Raw genomic sequence first — 16,769 nt, 5'->3', positions numbered from 1 at the left:
TTTTATTACCTAAAACGGCTATTTAAGAGGCTCAATCGCCTCAAAATAGAATGAAACCTTATCCGAATATGAAGTATAGAAAGAAAGTATGTTCTGTGTTATAATGCCAAAAGTCGAAGCTTTAAGCGTAGAAGAAGAAGGAAACAATACTGTTGCTGGAGCTTGTGTGACGGATACCCGTGATAAAAAAATTCTTATCTTATTGGAAGAGATATGTAAAAAGGAGAAAATATGGCTAGTAAAGTGAGTAAGGCCCCGGTAGTAGCGCTGGTGGACCATGAGGAGAAGCTGAAGGCACTGGATGCCGCCTTAACAAAGATAGAGAAGGACTGCGGAAAAGGATCCATTATGAAATTGGGAGATGCCGGAGTCAATAAGGATATCGAAGTGGTACCTACAGGCTCCCTTTCCGTGGATATTGCACTTGGTGCGGGCGGCTTTCCCAGAGGCAGAATTATAGAAATCTACGGGCCGGAGTCTTCCGGAAAAACCACATTGGCTTTGCATGCCGTTGCAGAGGTACAAAAGAGAGGCGGCATTGCAGCGTTTATTGATGCGGAACATGCTTTAGATCCCCGCTACGCGCAGGCAATCGGTGTGGATATTGACAATCTATATGTATCTCAGCCTGACTCCGGAGAGCAGGCTCTTGATATTGCGGAAACCATGGTTCGTTCCGGCGCAATGGATATTCTGGTTGTAGACTCCGTTGCTGCACTGGTACCCAAGGCGGAAATCGATGGAGAAATGGGAGACAGCCATGTGGGGTTACAGGCAAGACTGATGTCCATGGCACTTAGAAAACTGACAGCCATTATTTCGAAGTCCAATTGCATTCTTATTTTCATCAATCAGCTTCGTGAAAAGGTGGGCGTAATGTTTGGAAATCCGGAGACAACAACCGGAGGAAGAGCGCTGAAATTCTATGCTTCCGTGCGAATCGATATTCGGAAGGGAGAGTCTATTAAGGCGGGGGAAGGAGAGTTTAGCGGAAACCGTGTAAAGGTAAAGATTGCGAAGAATAAGATTGCTCCTCCCTTTAAGCAGGTGGAGTTCGACATCAGCTTCGGCAGTGGTATCTCCAAGGAAGGAGAGATTTTGGACCTGGCAGTAGAAAAGAAGATGATTGAGAAGAGCGGAGCATGGTTTGCTTATCAGGGCAATAAAATCGGACAGGGTAGAGAGAATGCCAAGACCTTTTTGAAGGATCATCCCAAGCTTATGGCGGAGCTCGAAAAAGAGCTTCGGAAGGAATACGGTTTAAAAGAGGATCCGTATCTGGAAGCGGTAATCAATGCGGTAGAAGAGGAAGAGAGCGCTGTGGATACCTCTGCTCAGGAAGCTTAAAGAATCAGAACGATGCTTTTTTCTATCAGAGAAGGAGTAAAAGTCAATGAAGGAATGGGAAGCAAGCATAGAAGTACATAATCCTTTGGACAGAGCTTCCCTCTCTTCGGAAGAAAAGCTTTTGCAAAGATGTAAGGAACGCAGTCTCTATCTTCTTACAGGGACAGCGAAAACGGAGAGGCGCCTCAGAGAAAAGTTAGAAAAGTCCCGGCGGTATCCGGAAGAGATTATTGCAAAAACAATGGCTTTTTTAAAGGAATATGAATATCTGAATGATTATCAATATGCTCTTCGTTATCTGGAAGAAAACGGTGGAAAGCGTTCCCTTCGCGATATGAAGGCAAAGCTCTTCCAACGAGGGGTGGATTCTGCGTCTTTGGCAGAAGCGATAGAAGCCTTTCAGGAAAAGCAGAGAGAAGAAGAGAACAATCCGGAAAGGGTGGCTCTCCTAAATTGCTTGGAAAAGAAAAAAAAGTCTTTAGACCTTACAGATCCGAAAGATAAAAAGAAACTCTATGCTTTTCTTATGAGAAAGGGCTTTTCTTATGACTTGATTCGGGAGGCCTTAAGCTTGGAGGAAGAGTTATAGGAAAAGTGTTGACATAATCAATTTGATTGTATACAATTGTTTTGATTCCAAGAGAAATCTTGCAGTTCACATAGATTTCGCTTTTGTAAAGGGCAAACAGGGTATCACAGGATTTGCCAAGGGCAATGAAGGTGATGGAAAAAGGATGATAAGATTCTTTTTGCAAAGCCCGATTCGTTTTGATTGATAGAGGAGGTTAAGTTATGTCAGCACCAAGTGTTACAGCAAAGGATTTTGAAGAGAAGGTTTTGAAGGCAAAGGAGCCGGTTTTGGTGGATTTTTGGGCTAGCTGGTGTGGACCTTGCCAGATGCTTTCCCCGATTATCGGAGAGATTGCGGAAGAGGCAAAGGACTTTAAAGTTTATGCAGTTAATGCGGATGAGGAGCAGGAACTTATGGTTCGCTATGGCGTGCGTGCCATCCCGACTCTCATCGTATTTAAGGACGGTCAGATATATAAGCAGAACACCGGCTTCCTTCCAAAGGAACAGGTTTTAGAACTTTTAAAATAAGGGCTATAGTCGAAGGCACAAAAAGGGCGGCTATGGCCGTCCTTTTTTGCGAGATAGACTTTGTTTCGAAGAGGGAGAAAATATGTTTGATTTAGTTATTATCGGAGCAGGAACTGCAGGGCTTTCCGCAGCAATCTATGGACTTCGTGCAGGAAAATCCGTTCTGGTTTTGGAGGCCTCCACTTATGGCGGACAGATTATCAATACTCCTGAGATAGAGAACTATCCTGCTATACAGAAGATTTCCGGTTTTGAATTTGCTACAAATCTATATAAGCAGGCGAAGGATCTGGGGGCGGATATACGGATTGAGAAGGCAGTCGCCATTAAAGAGGATGGAAAGTACAAAGTCGTAGAAACGAAAAACAATGTATATCAGGCAAAAACAGTTATTATAGCTACAGGAGCAAAAAACAGGACCTTGGGAATAGATAAGGAAGAAGAGCTTGTAGGGAAGGGCGTTTCTTATTGTGCAACCTGTGACGGGATGTTTTATAGAGGAAAGGTCGTTGCGGTAAACGGCGGTGGAAATACGGCGGTGGAAGATGCTGCTTTCCTTTCCGGTTATGTAGAGAAAGTGTATCTGATTCATAGAAGAGAGGAATTCAGGGCAGATAAGGCTGAGGTGGATCGCCTGATAGCACAGCCCAATGTGGAATTGGTTTTAAACTCCACCATTAAAGAATTAAAGAGCGACGAGAGCGGCCTTACCGGAATTGTAGTGGCGGATAAGGAAGGCGGCGAAAGAGACATTCAATTGGACGGACTTTTTGTTGCTATCGGACAGGTTCCGGACAACGGGGCTTTTGCGGGACTTGTGGATTTAGACAGTAAAGGTTATGTTTCTGCGGGGGAGAATACCTTAACGAGAACGGCGGGAATCTTTACAGCGGGTGATTGCCGAACCAAGGAAGTACGTCAGTTAACAACAGCAGCTTCTGATGGAGCGGTTGCGGCATTGGCCGCAGTGAATTACATTCACGAACATGAATTGTAAGTAGTTAAGGGTTGATTGAATCGGAATGAGCAATATTGCCCCATTTTATAACAAGGGAAGGAAAGAATAATGCAGGGAGAATATGAGGCGTTAAGATTGGAGAATCAGCTTTGCTTTCCTCTTTATGCATGTGCCAAGGAAGTAACCAGAAGGTATAAGCCTTTTCTGGATCCCTTGGGTTTGACATATACGCAGTATATTACCATGATGGTGATGTGGGAAAAGAAGGAAGTAAGAGTAAAGGATTTGGGTGAGGTCTTATATTTGGACTCCGGTACGCTTACTCCGCTCCTTAAGAGATTGGAACAGAAGGGCTTGATTAGCCGTTCCCGTTATCAGGAAGACGAAAGAGCGCTTTGTGTACGTATTACAGAAGAGGGAGAGAAGTTGCGGGAGACTGCGAAGTCGGTTCCGGTGGGTATGCGTGCCTGTATTCCGTTAAGTGATGAAGAAATGCTGGTTATGAAGAAGCTTTTAAGCAGGACGCTGGATGCTATCGAACAGAAGGATTAGCTTCAGGGAGAGATAAGAAGCTGCGAAAAAGCGAGTTTATGAATAGCTTTTATGTAGGATGGGTCTGAAAAAGAGGTACTATGATTGTGTCTCCATTTCGGACCCATTCTGCTAGACGGCGGAGTATGAATAGAGTAAAGATTTTCTCGGTTAAAATACGTAGACAGCTATAATAAAGAGTGAAAATTTGTTAAAATAGTCTGAAAGATTGTCGATACATAGAAGAGGAGTAGAGTATGGAAGATTTGGATTACCTTGTAGTAGGGGCAGGACTTTTCGGCGCCGTATTCGCACATGAGGCGAAGCAGAGAGGAAAGAAGGTCCTCGTCATCGACAAGCGGGACCACATCGGAGGCAATGTATATTCCTATGAGAAAAATGGGATTATGGTTCACCATTACGGAGCGCATATTTTCCATACAAACAATACGAAGGTTTGGAATTATTTACAGCAGTTTGCGGAATTCAACCGTTTTACGAATTCCCCAATAGCCAATTACAAGGGAAAAATCTATTCGCTTCCTTTCAACATGTATACCTTTAATGCAATGTGGGGAGTCATTACACCGGAGGAAGCCGCAGAAAAGATTGAAGCGGAAAGGCGGGAGGCTGGCATTACAGAACCGAAAAATCTGGAAGAGCAGGCGATTTCTCTTGTCGGAAAAGAGATTTACGAGAAGTTGATTAAGGGGTACACGAAAAAGCAGTGGGGAAGAGCCTGCAAGGACTTACCGGCTTCTATCATTCGCCGTCTTCCGGTGCGTCTCAGCTATGACAACAATTATTTTAATGCGCTCTATCAGGGAATTCCTGTAGAGGGTTATACCGCCATGGTAGAGAGGATGCTGGAAGGGGTTCCGGTAGAGCTTTCGGTGGATTTTCTGAAAAAAAAGGCAGAGTGGATGAGTAGGGCAAAGAAGGTCATTTTCACAGGAGCAATCGATGCCTATTATGACTACTGTCTTGGGGAGCTGGAGTATAGAAAGGTTCGTTTCGAGGTAGAAGAGCTTTCGATTCCGAACTTTCAGGGAAATGCAGCCGTAAACTATACGGATGAAGAGAGTCCATATACGAGAATTATCGAGCATAAGTGGTTTACCTTCGGAAAGGACCGAGAGGGAAAGGATATTCCGACAACCATCATCTCCAAGGAATACAGTGCAGAGTGGAAGAAGGGGGATGAACCCTATTATCCGGTTAATGATGAGAAAAACCAGGCTCTTTATGAACAATACCAAGCGCTTTCGAAGAAAGAGGAGAAGCTGCTTTTCGGGGGGCGACTCGGTGAGTATAAGTATTACGATATGGACGCGGTGATTGCTGCAGCACTCGAGTTTTCTGAAAAAATACTAGGATGAAATGGAGGAATCCGATAAAACGGAGGGGTTCAATAAAACGGGCATTTCGTAATGGTGCTGAAAGGAGGGGAGATGAAAAGTCTTGGCTTAATGGGAAGAGTTGCGGTCAGCTTCTGTGTCAGTACACTTTTGCCCATTTTCCTCTTTTTCCTCTCCACACAAGGTCTTACGACAATGGAGCAAAATATATTTATTCTTGTGATTGCCGGTATTTTTCTTGTGGCTTGGATTTATAACGGAATAGTTAAGCCGATTGATACTTTAAAAAATGCCGCCAGACGAATCGAAGGCGGAGACCTGAACTTTACCCTGGAAGCGGAGACGCATGACGAATTCGGGGAGTTGACGCAAGCTTTTGAAAAAATGCGTATCAAGCTGAAGCAGAATCAGGAAGAGAAGATGCGGGATGAAGAGGAAAATCGAGAGTTGGTCAGTAATATTGCACATGATTTAAAGACTCCGATTACGGCAATTCGAGGTTATGCAGAGGGGATATTGGAAGGCGTTGCTTCTACAGAAGAAAAAAGACGGAAGTATCTGCAAACGATTTATCATAAGGCAGTGGAGATGAATCGCCTGATTGATGAGTTAAACTATTATGCGAAGATAGAAACCAACAGGATTCCCTATCATTTTGTACGTCTGCCCGCACTGGAATATTTTCAGGACTATAGTGTGGAAATTGCAGTTGATTTGGACAGTCTGGGCTTTCAGTTCGGTACCGATTTTTTTGTGGAAGACACGGTGGAGGTCATTGCGGATCCGGAGCAGTTACGGAAGGTTTTAAACAATATTGTCTCCAATGCCGTAAAATATATGGATAAAGAAGAGCCGAAGATTCAGTTCAGTCTTTTGGATGCAGGTGATTTTGTCGAAATTGTTATAAAAGACAATGGAAAGGGAATAGAAAAAAAGGATTTACCGTATATCTTTGAACGGTTTTTTCGCTCGGACACAGCAAGAGGAACGGAAACAGGGGGCTCCGGCATAGGCTTATCCATTGTAAAAAAGATTATAGAGGACAGCGGGGGACGTATCTGGGCCGAAAGTGAGTTGGGAGAAGGAACAAGCATTCATTTTGTGCTCAGAAAATACTTTATGGAGAGTGGTACGAAGTCATAGCAGAGTTTGATTCGGAGAATCATTTCTTTCGCCAAAGGAAGGGGAAATATATGGATGAGAAACAGAGAATTTTAATCGTGGAGGATGATGCCTCTATTGCAGAACTGGAGAAGGACTATCTGGAGCTTTCCGGCTTTTTAGTGGATATGGAAAAGGACGGGGAAAAGGGGCTGCAACGGGCTCTTAGCACGGACTACGATCTTCTGATTTTGGATCTTATGCTTCCCGGTAGGGACGGTTTTTCCGTTACACAGGAGCTTCGAGCAAAAAAAGATATCCCTATTCTTTTGGTTTCAGCCAGAAAGGATGATATCGATAAGATTCGAGGACTTGGACTTGGGGCGGATGATTATTTGACCAAGCCTTTTTCAGCAAGTGAACTGGTGGCGAGGGTGAAGGCGCATCTATCCCGCTATAAGAGACTTAGAGACAGCGGAAAAGAAGAAAATGAAATCATAGAGATACGCGGACTGCGTATCGATACAACGGCAAGGAGGGTTTTTGTAGACGGCAAGGAAGTCAGTTTTACCTCCCGTGAATTTGACCTTTTGGCCTTTCTTGCAGCGCATCCGAACCGGGTATTTACAAAAGAAGAGCTTTTCCAAGAGATCTGGAAGATGGACTCAATCGGGGATATTGCGACGGTGACGGTGCATATCAAAAAGCTTCGTGAGAAGATTGAAATGAGTAATGCGGTAAAACCGCAGTACATTGAAACAATCTGGGGCGTAGGCTATCGATTTAAGGCATAGAAATATGAAAAAATCCGGATTTATCCCATTCGTCCCTTTACTTAAAATGCCCTGTCGTATATAATTCCGCTTAGTGCGTATTTGCCTATATTTAGGGAAAGCACGGGTTTCAAACAGGAAAATGTACATCATGTACAGCATTCAAACTTATCTTCTTTACATTCATTTGTAAGAGAGACATATAAGGAGGTTAAAGATGGCAAGAAAGTGGGTTTACCTCTTCACGGAGGGTGACGCAAGTATGAGAGAGCTTCTTGGCGGTAAGGGAGCAAACCTTGCGGAGATGACCAATATCGGTTTACCGGTTCCGCAGGGCTTCACAATCACAACAGAGGCTTGTACACAGTACTATGAGGACGGCAGAGAAATCAATGCGGAAATCATGGGACAGATTGAAGAGCATATCAAGAAGATGGAAGAAATTACGGGAAAGAAGTTTGGAGACCATGAGAATCCTCTTCTTGTATCCGTTCGTTCCGGTGCAAGAGCTTCTATGCCGGGTATGATGGACACGATCTTAAACCTTGGTTTGAATGAAGATGTAGTAAGAGTTATCGCAGAGAAGTCCGGAAATCCCAGATGGGCTTGGGACTGCTACAGAAGATTTATCCAGATGTACTCCGACGTTGTTATGGAGGTTGGAAAGAAATATTTCGAGGAACTCATCGACAAGATGAAGGAGAAAAAGGGCGTTAAGCAGGACGTTGAGCTTTCCGCAGAAGACCTTCATGAGCTTGCAGAGCAGTTTAAGGCAGAGTATAAGGAGAAGATCGGTAAGGATTTCCCGAGCGATCCGAAGGAACAGCTTTTCGGTGCTATCAAGGCGGTATTCCGCAGCTGGGATAACCCCCGTGCAAACGTTTATCGTAGAGACAACGACATCCCCTATTCTTGGGGTACAGCCGTAAACGTACAGTCCATGGCATTCGGTAACATGGGTGACGATTGCGGAACCGGTGTGGCTTTCACAAGAGATCCGGCAACCGGAAACAAGGGACTTTTCGGTGAGTTCTTAACCAATGCACAGGGAGAAGACGTAGTAGCCGGTGTTCGTACACCGATGCACATCAATGAGATGGAGCAGAAGTTCCCGGAGGCATTTAAGCAGTTTACAGAGGTATGCAGTACTCTGGAGAAGCACTACAGAGATATGCAGGATATGGAGTTCACCGTTGAGCACGGAAAGCTTTACATGCTCCAGACCAGAAACGGTAAGAGAACCGCACAGGCAGCACTTAAGATTGCGTGTGATTTAGTAGATGAAGGAATGCGTACCGAGGAAGAGGCAGTTGCCATGATCGATCCTCGTAACCTGGATACCCTTCTTCACCCGCAGTTTGATCAGAAGGCGTTGAAGGCTGCCACTCCGCTTGGAAAGGGACTCGGTGCATCTCCCGGAGCTGCTTGCGGTAAGGTGGTATTCTCCGCAGACGATGCTGAAGCTTGGGCAGCTCGTGGCGAAAAGGTGGTTTTAGTACGTTTAGAGACTTCTCCGGAGGATATCACCGGAATGAAGGTGGCACAGGGTATCTTAACCGTTCGTGGCGGTATGACTTCTCATGCAGCCGTAGTTGCTCGTGGAATGGGAACTTGCTGTGTTGCCGGTCTTGGCGATATCGTTATGGACGAGGCAAACAAGAAGTTCACTCTCGGCGGAAAGACCTTCCATGAGGGAGACTGCATTTCCATCGACGGAACTACAGGAAATGTATACGAGGGACTTATTCCGACAGTAGATGCAAGCATCGCCGGTGAGTTCGGTCGTATCATGGGATGGGCTGATAAGTACAGAAAGCTTGCTGTTCGTACCAATGCCGATACTCCTGCCGATGCAAAGAAGGCAAGGGAGCTTGGTGCTGAAGGAATCGGTCTTTGCCGTACAGAGCACATGTTCTTCGATCCGGAGAGAATCTTCGCTTTCCGTGAGATGATTGTTTCCGATACAAAGGAAGAGAGAGAAGAAGCTTTAGAGAAGATTCTTCCTTTCCAGCAAGGTGACTTCGAGGCTCTTTATGAAGCTCTTGAGGGGAATCCCGTTACCATTCGTTTCTTAGATCCGCCTCTCCATGAGTTCGTACCGCAGGAGGAAGAGGAGATTGAGAAGCTGGCTAAGGCAAAGAATAAGTCCGTTCAGGAAATCAAGGATATCATCACTTCCTTACATGAGTTCAACCCGATGATGGGACATAGAGGACTGCGTCTTGCTGTAACTTATCCGGAGATTGCCGTTATGCAGACAAAGGCTGTTATCCGTGCGGCAATCAACGTACAGAAGAAGCATCCGGATTGGAAGCTTGAGCCGGAAATCATGATTCCGCTTACTTCCGAAGTAAAAGAGTTCAACGTTGTTAAGAAGGTCGTTGTTGAGACTGCTGATGAGGAAATCAAGAAGGCCGGCGTGAAGCTTGCTTACCAGGTAGGTACCATGATTGAGATTCCGAGAGCTTGTCTCACCGCGGATGAGATTGCAAAGAATGCAGACTTCTTCTGCTTTGGAACCAATGACTTAACACAGATGACTTTCGGTTTCTCCAGAGATGATGCAGGAAAGTTCTTGAATGCTTACTATGATAGTAAGATTTTCGAGTCCGATCCGTTTGCCAAGCTGGATCAGGTCGGTGTAGGAAAGCTGATGAAGATGGCTATCGACTTAGGAAAGCCGGTTAATCCTCACTTACATGTAGGAATCTGCGGTGAGCACGGTGGAGATCCGTCTTCCGTTGAGTTCTGCCATAATATCGGCTTAGACTATGTATCTTGCTCTCCATTCCGTGTGCCGGTAGCACGTCTTGCTGCAGCACAGGCTGAGATTAAGAATCCGAGAAAGTAATAGAATTACCCGGTTAGAGGGAGTTGAGTTTGAAGGAGTCGTGGAACCTCACGGCTCCTTTTCTTTGACAGTTTTTCCTAGAAATACGGGAGAAGCATGGTATAATAGCCGTTATGAAATGAAGGATTGGGGCTCACAAGCTTAAATGACAAGGACAGGTGGATAAAAATGAACAGAGAAAAAAAGAATGGTTTGCACAAAGTCGGGATTTATATTGTAGTGTCGGGTCTTACTCTTTTGACTCTCTCTTCCTGTAAGCCGACATATGGAACCAAGGAAACTCCGGTTATGACGACTGCGGCGGCAGATGTGGATATTCCTATGGATTTTGACCAGATTCATGATGATGTTTTGGATGAGATGAATCCGAAGGATTATCCTTTTGTAAAGAACTTAAACATTTCCGGAGATAATGCATCAAAGACCGTGGAGGTCCAGGTGGAGATTGTTGATAATGTAAGTCAGGAAGCCCTGGCTGTCTTTATGGATGAACTGATGAAAAATATTGCAAATGAAGCTTTCATTCAGGACTTCCGTTATACCAAGTCCACGGATACGGAATATGGCAGCTTTTTCCGGAAGTATGCCGTACATTATATCATTACAAAGGGAGAGGAAACGGTAGAGGATGTTACGGTAAGTCCCGGAGAGAAATTTCCTTTTAAAGCATAAATCAACAACATGGAGTGACTGAGTATTCATGGAAAAAGAATTGAAAAAAAAGAAGGACGGATTTCGATTAGAACACTGGCATATTGTGGCCTTCGGACTTATGATTTACGATGCCTTGGCACTGGGGATTTCTTATCTTATTGCCTTGTGGTTACGCTTTGATCTGCGGTTCTCGATGATTGATCCTCCATATATAGAAGCTTGGAGGAGATTTCTCCCCATTTACGTCCTCTTTTCTTTGGCAGTTTTTTGGTATTTGAAATTATATAAGAGTATATGGCGGTTTGCCAGTTACTCGGAGCTGCTTCGAGTCAGTTTGGCAACCATGGTCAGCTCCCTCTTCCACATAGTAGGAATTACCATACTTTTTCGCAGAATGCCGGTTTCCTATTATTTTATCGGAGCATTGCTTCAGTATTTTGCGGTTCTGGGGATTCGCTTTTCCTATCGCTTTATTCTTCTGATTCGGAAAATCAATTCCAAGAGAATACAGTCGCGTATTATGGTGATTGGGGCAGGGGCAGCAGGACAGATGCTGGTTCGTGACATTCATCGTGCCGGTGAAGTGGGGGGCGACGTGGTATGTATTATCGACGATAACCAAAACAAGTGGGGAAGACTGATTGACAATATTCCTGTTGTAGGAGGAAGAGAAAGTATCTTGGAAGCAGTTGAAAAGTTTGCTGTCGATAAGATTTTTTTGGCAATTCCTTCTGCCACGGCAGAACAGCGCCGTGATATTTTGAATATCTGTAATGAAACCAGTTGTGAACTGAAAAACCTCCCCGGCATGTACCAGTTGGTTCTTGGAGAAGTAACAGTTTCCGCGATGAGAAATGTCTCTGTAGAAGATCTATTGGGAAGAGACCCTATTCGTGTTGACTTGGAGGATGTTTTTCGTTTTATCAACGGGAAAACCGTACTGGTTACCGGTGGAGGCGGAAGCATCGGATCGGAGCTTTGCAGGCAGATAGCGGCGCATAACCCGAAGGAACTGATTATCTTTGATATCTATGAAAACAATGCTTACAGTATTCAGTTGGAGCTGAAAGAGAAATATCCCAATCTGCGTCTTACGGTATTAATCGGTTCGGTCAGAGATTCCCGTCGTATGTTTCAGGTTTTTGAGGATTATCGCCCGGATATTGTTTATCATGCAGCCGCACATAAGCATGTTCCTTTGATGGAAGAAAGCCCTTGTGAGAGCATTAAGAATAATGCATTGGGGACTTATAAAACGGCATATGCCGCACTGACGCACGGCTGTCAGCGCTTTGTGCTGATTTCCACCGATAAGGCGGTCAATCCCGCCAATATCATGGGTGCAAGCAAACGTCTTTGCGAAATGATTATCCAAGCTTTTGATGCCAAAATAAAAGCAGGAAAGGCGGAAGAGATTCCACAACTTTATACCCATAAGGGAATGGAAAATGCGGATAAGGCCGGAGATGGAACTGTATTCCACAATATTCATACGGAGTTTGTTGCGGTTCGCTTTGGAAATGTTTTGGGATCCAATGGCTCTGTAATCCCTATTTTTAAAAAGCAAATCGAAAAGGGTGGTCCTGTTACAGTAACCCATCCGGATATCATCCGTTACTTTATGACTATTCCGGAGGCGGTAAGCCTTGTACTGGAAGCGGGAAGTTTTGCAAAGGGAGGAGAAATCTTTGTCCTGGATATGGGGTCTCCGGTAAAGATTGATACTTTAGCTCGGAATCTTATTCGTCTTTCCGGTTTTAAGCCGGATATGGATATCAAGATTCAATACACCGGACTTCGCCCCGGAGAAAAACTGTACGAGGAAAAGCTTATGGCGGAAGAGGGGCTGGAAGAAACGGAAAACAGCCGTATTCATATTGGTAAACCCTTGCATTTCGATATTGATGCGTTTTTGAAAAAGATAGACGGACTCATGCAGTGTGCCTATAAAAACAAGGATGCGGATGTCCGGGAAATGGTACAGGAAATTGTGGAGACCTATCATCCGGCAGAAATTCACTAGAGCAACACCCGGAGGGGCTGTAAAAAAAATCAAAATAATTTTCTAAGCAATATAGGTCTGAACTTGGGCACGCTCTCGCTAGCTTCGCCACGTAACGGATACTAAGCGAAAAACTGCATTTCTCTTGTTTTTCGCAAGTACCGACGGGCTCAGACTACCCCGCATTCAGACCTATATTGCAAAAATCACTTTATTATTTTGATTTTTTTTACAGCCCCTTTTTTTAATTAAAAAAGGTTATAAAATAAAAAAACTAGTCGATTTGCTATATGTGGAATATTTTAGACGAGAGGAGTGTCTATTTAAGTAAAAAGAAGCTGTCCGGATGTCAAAGCTCGGAGGTCTTATTCCGTGATGATTTTATAAGATATATTGAGGAAATCATCGAAAAATATTTATTAAACAGCATAAAAATTGTATGTGGAATAGTTTTTTGTGCGACATTACAATAGAGAAAGAATTATTACTGCTTGCGTGATGTATATGCTATTTAGGAGGAAAATAAATGAACATTGCTTGTGTGGTTCGCTTGGGGAATGATTCGGACATTGAAAAAGAGCTGAAAAATCTGGTAAGACTGGGTCTTCATAGTTGTCAGCTTATTTCATGGGACAGAAAGTTTTACAATTCAGAAAAGAATGCACAGAAAGTGAAAGAGGTGACTGCAGCTTTAAATGTGCAGATTAGTGCTTTTTGGTGTGGATGGGAAGGTCCGAAGTTTTCCAATTTCTTCGAGGGACCGATGACTATGGGATTGGTTCCGGAAGCGTATAGGATGGAGAGACTCATAAGCTTAAAGGAAGGATCTTTCTTTGCTAAGGATATTGGAGTTTCCGATTTGGCTACCCATGTGGGATTTTTACCGGAAGATCCTAAAGATCCAAAGTATGCAGGCACAATTTTAGCGCTGAAGGAATTGATGAAGGTCTGTGAAGCCAACCAGCAGTATTTTCTATTCGAAACAGGGCTGGAGACACCGGCTACCCTTTTGAGAGCAATGGAAGATGTCGGATCGGAATTCCTTGGTGTTAATCTCGATCCTGCAAACCTTCTCCGATATGGCAAGGCCAATCCGATTGATGCAGTAGAAATGTTTGGAAGCAAAATCCGCGGTGTACACGGAAAGGACGGCTTCTATCCGACTTCCGGACAGGAGCCGGGAGAAGAAGTCAGAATCGGTGACGGAAGAGTGAACTATCCTTTGTTTTTGAAGAAGCTGCAGGAAGTAGGATATCAGGGGGATATCACAATAGAAAAAGAAATTACCGCTGAAAAGATAAGAGATATTCTGTATACTAAGCAATTTCTTCAGGGACTGTTGGAAAAAATGTAGACTCATCAATGCGATGCATAGAGGTGGTGCAGAAGATAGTATTGTTTTCAAAAAGAAGAGACTTTTGTCTCTTCTTTTTTAATAGCTAAAGATATGACATTAGGACGAATTATGCATAATGCACAAAAAATATGATAAAATATCATAAAAACTATGAATAGATTTATTTGTAAAGTGACATTACAATTATGAATACAATAGTTATATATAATAATTCGAAATTGCTCGTGTTAATTTTTATAGAAAGATAAGGAGGGTTCCATGAGGATTGGCTTTATCGGTGTAGGAGGAATGGGATATACCCATTTGCTCTGTTTACAAGAAATTGCTAGTAAAGAAGATATTTTCGTGTCTGCAATTGCGGATAAACGAAAAGAACGTCAAGAGATGGCGGAAAAAATTTTTCCTGATGCCCAAATATACACAGATGGAATAGAACTCTTGGAAAAGGAGAATTTAGATACAGTATTTATCATTGCGCCAAGCTATGAACATTTTTCACTAATGAAGAAAGCGATGGAGAAGAAGCTTTCTATTTTTTGTGAAAAACCGGTATGCTTATCCCTAAAGGATTGCGATGCACTTGTAGCTATGGAGAAAGACTATACAAAACCTATATGTATTGGACAAGTGGTAAGACATATGCCTGAATATCGATTTTTGAAGTCATGTATTGAATCGGGAAAATATGGCAAGCTTCTAGATTTATCCTTTGAAAGGCTTTCTGGGGATGTGGGTTGGGGCTATGAAGATTGGTTCCACGACGAGAAAAAATCCGGGAGTGTTATTTTGGATTTACATATCCATGATTTGGATTTTATGAGATTTGTTTTAGGTGAGCCATTAAAAGCTGAAGTTATTCATTTTACGAAGTTTGAAAGCGGAATGGTGAATCATGTTTTGACTAAGGCCAAGTATTCTGATTTGGAAGTATTAAGTGAGGCTAGTTGGTATCATTCCGATTCCTATCCATTCCAAGCAAACTATCGTGCGGATTTTGAAAAGGCGACTATACAATATAATTCTGCGATTGATAAAGAGCATATTTTTCTATGTGCAGATGGAAAGCAGGAGAAGGTAAGGACTGCTGGAGATGAGATAGAGATTCAGAGTGAAATCAACATCAAGAGCTTGGGAGCCTACTTGATTGAAGATCGGAAGTTTATTTCTTACCTGCTGGGGAAAGATGAGGAAAAACCGGTATCTCTGCAAGATGCTATTGAGTCGGTAAGACTTGGGGTAGAACTTTGGGAACAAACAAAGCAAAGTTAAAAGCAGACCTTAGAGATAAGGTCTGTGTAGGAAAATATTTAAGTAAAGGAGAAAGTGTATGAAAAAAATGATGGCAGTAATGATGGCGGTGAGTCTTTCTGCTATGCTTCTTTGCTCTTGCGGGCAGAAGGCGGAAGAGAAGGAGAATCAGGCGGGGACGACTGTCTCTAAGGAGACAGAAAAAGCGGAGGAAAAAAAGGATGGACAGGAAATAGTCTTAAAAGTTTATGATTCCATGGCATATGGAATTGAAGCCTATGATGAAGTAATTAAAAAATTTGAGGAGAATCACCCGGGTGTAAAGGTGGAAATTCAGCATGCTGCAAATGATAGTAATACTCTTTTACAGTCTAGATTTAATTCTGGAGATATCCCTGATATTTTCTTAAATGAGCCAGGAGCAGGCGCTCAGCTTTACTACGAGTACTCTTATGACTGGTCGAAGGATGCAGAGATACTGGCGAAGTTCAAAGAGGATGCTTTAAACCTTACTAAGACTGAAGATGGTGCAATCTACGGTTTGCCTTGGACTTATGAGACTATGGCTCTTATTTATAATAAGGATGTTTTTGATAAGGCGGGCATAACAACACTTCCCAATTCTGTTGAAGAATTAGGGGAAGTTTGCAAGAAGCTTCAGGAGAATGGAGTAAAGCCTCTTTCCATTGCAGGAAAGGAAAAGTGGGCACTGGGACAGATGGCAACCCACTTTATTATGGATAAGACTTTGGATGCAGAAGGTACAGTAAAGGCTTTGAAGAGCGGGGAAAAAACCTTTAAAGATCTTCCACACTGGGATAACTTCTTTAAACTTTTAGATTTGGTTAAAGAGTATGATGGGGATAAGGCTGTGGAGACTGGTTGGGAGCCTGCTGAAAATGCAGTAGCTACAGGAGAAGCGGCAATGCTTCATATGGGAGACTGGGCACAGGCTAATTTTACAAAGATGGGACCGGATACTAAGCTGGCATTCCTTCCTGTTCCGGTTGGCAGTACTGAAGCAGATAATACAATCTTATCTTCTGTAGGTTGGGTATTTCAAGTTTATAAGGATTCTCCAAATCTAGATCTTGCAAAGGAATATTGCGAATATGTTCTCTGTAGTGAAGACGGCGCAAAGTGGATGACAGAGGGCGTTGATGCCGTTCCTGCAAGTACGACTTCTGATTTACAACCTTCTGGTGATCTTCCGCAGGATGCTCAGAAATACATAAAGGCTGGAAAGACTAATGGATGGATTCATACCATTTGTGATACGACCTACTCTGATACAGTAGGGCCATTGATTCAGGGTTATATTCTTGGAGAGTATACAAAAGATGAAGTAACGCAAGGCTTTGAGGATTACTTTAAAAATTTGCAATAAAAGCTTAAGGCTGGATCTATGGAGTTAATATACATTTCAATAAATTAAGAATTCATTTGATTAAGAACCGGGGCCAGTCTTGGGCTGTGCTCCGGTTCCTA

At 43.3% G+C, this 16,769-nt stretch carries 14 protein-coding genes; all 14 read left to right on the top strand.

From position 1 onward, the window contains the following. Positions 1 to 231: 231 nt before the first annotated feature. The 14 genes from recA to HMPREF9625_RS04330 all read left to right on the top strand — a co-directional run bounded on the left by recA (position 232) and on the right by HMPREF9625_RS04330 (position 16,668). On the top strand, positions 232 to 1,347 hold the full coding sequence (gene recA / locus HMPREF9625_RS04395) for a recombinase RecA (RefSeq protein WP_009535789.1): 1,116 nt from the start codon (positions 232 to 234) through the stop codon (positions 1,345 to 1,347). 46 nt (positions 1,348 to 1,393) lie between these two features. After that, positions 1,394 to 1,936 (top strand): regulatory protein RecX, encoded by a 543-nt coding sequence (locus HMPREF9625_RS04390; RefSeq protein ID WP_009535788.1) that lies wholly within the window; start codon positions 1,394 to 1,396, stop codon positions 1,934 to 1,936. A gap of 203 nt (positions 1,937 to 2,139) precedes the next feature. Beyond that, positions 2,140 to 2,448 carry a thioredoxin gene (gene trxA, locus HMPREF9625_RS04385; protein WP_009535787.1) on the top strand — a complete coding sequence of 103 codons (309 nt, stop codon included), beginning with the start codon at positions 2,140 to 2,142 and terminating at the stop codon, positions 2,446 to 2,448. An 82-nt stretch (positions 2,449 to 2,530) separates the two neighbouring features. Next, positions 2,531 to 3,445 carry an NAD(P)/FAD-dependent oxidoreductase gene (locus HMPREF9625_RS04380; RefSeq protein WP_009535786.1) on the top strand — a complete coding sequence of 305 codons (915 nt, stop codon included), beginning with the start codon at positions 2,531 to 2,533 and terminating at the stop codon, positions 3,443 to 3,445. A 69-nt stretch (positions 3,446 to 3,514) separates the two neighbouring features. Beyond that, positions 3,515 to 3,958, top strand: a complete 444-nt coding sequence (locus HMPREF9625_RS04375) for a MarR family winged helix-turn-helix transcriptional regulator (RefSeq protein ID WP_009535785.1) — start codon at positions 3,515 to 3,517, stop codon at positions 3,956 to 3,958. A gap of 236 nt (positions 3,959 to 4,194) precedes the next feature. Then, positions 4,195 to 5,316: a UDP-galactopyranose mutase gene (glf, locus tag HMPREF9625_RS04370; protein WP_009535784.1), complete on the top strand. Its 1,122-nt coding sequence runs from the start codon at positions 4,195 to 4,197 to the stop codon at positions 5,314 to 5,316. A gap of 72 nt (positions 5,317 to 5,388) precedes the next feature. Then, complete coding sequence (locus HMPREF9625_RS04365) at positions 5,389 to 6,438, top strand: sensor histidine kinase (protein WP_009535783.1); 1,050 nt, start codon at positions 5,389 to 5,391, stop codon at positions 6,436 to 6,438. 50 nt (positions 6,439 to 6,488) lie between these two features. Beyond that, entirely contained in the window at positions 6,489 to 7,190 is a 702-nt protein-coding gene (locus tag HMPREF9625_RS04360) for a response regulator transcription factor (RefSeq protein ID WP_009535782.1), read from the top strand. 196 nt (positions 7,191 to 7,386) lie between these two features. Then, positions 7,387 to 10,020: a pyruvate, phosphate dikinase gene (ppdK, locus tag HMPREF9625_RS04355; RefSeq protein ID WP_009535781.1), complete on the top strand. Its 2,634-nt coding sequence runs from the start codon at positions 7,387 to 7,389 to the stop codon at positions 10,018 to 10,020. A gap of 168 nt (positions 10,021 to 10,188) precedes the next feature. After that, on the top strand, positions 10,189 to 10,692 hold the full coding sequence (locus HMPREF9625_RS04350; protein WP_009535780.1) for a hypothetical protein: 504 nt from the start codon (positions 10,189 to 10,191) through the stop codon (positions 10,690 to 10,692). A gap of 28 nt (positions 10,693 to 10,720) precedes the next feature. Beyond that, complete coding sequence (locus HMPREF9625_RS04345) at positions 10,721 to 12,697, top strand: polysaccharide biosynthesis protein (protein ID WP_009535779.1); 1,977 nt, start codon at positions 10,721 to 10,723, stop codon at positions 12,695 to 12,697. A gap of 505 nt (positions 12,698 to 13,202) precedes the next feature. Next, positions 13,203 to 14,030 (top strand): sugar phosphate isomerase/epimerase family protein, encoded by an 828-nt coding sequence (locus tag HMPREF9625_RS04340; RefSeq protein WP_009535778.1) that lies wholly within the window; start codon positions 13,203 to 13,205, stop codon positions 14,028 to 14,030. A gap of 261 nt (positions 14,031 to 14,291) precedes the next feature. Continuing rightward, positions 14,292 to 15,302: a Gfo/Idh/MocA family protein gene (locus HMPREF9625_RS04335; RefSeq protein WP_009535777.1), complete on the top strand. Its 1,011-nt coding sequence runs from the start codon at positions 14,292 to 14,294 to the stop codon at positions 15,300 to 15,302. A 58-nt stretch (positions 15,303 to 15,360) separates the two neighbouring features. Continuing rightward, positions 15,361 to 16,668, top strand: coding sequence for an ABC transporter substrate-binding protein (locus HMPREF9625_RS04330; protein ID WP_009535776.1), 1,308 nt, complete (start codon positions 15,361 to 15,363; stop codon positions 16,666 to 16,668). Positions 16,669 to 16,769: the final 101 nt, after the last annotated feature.

Origin of the sequence: Oribacterium parvum ACB1 (assembly GCF_000238055.2) — a bacterium.
GTDB lineage: Bacteria > Bacillota > Clostridia > Lachnospirales > Lachnospiraceae > Oribacterium > Oribacterium parvum.
This window is presented reverse-complemented; position numbering and strand designations above follow the sequence as displayed.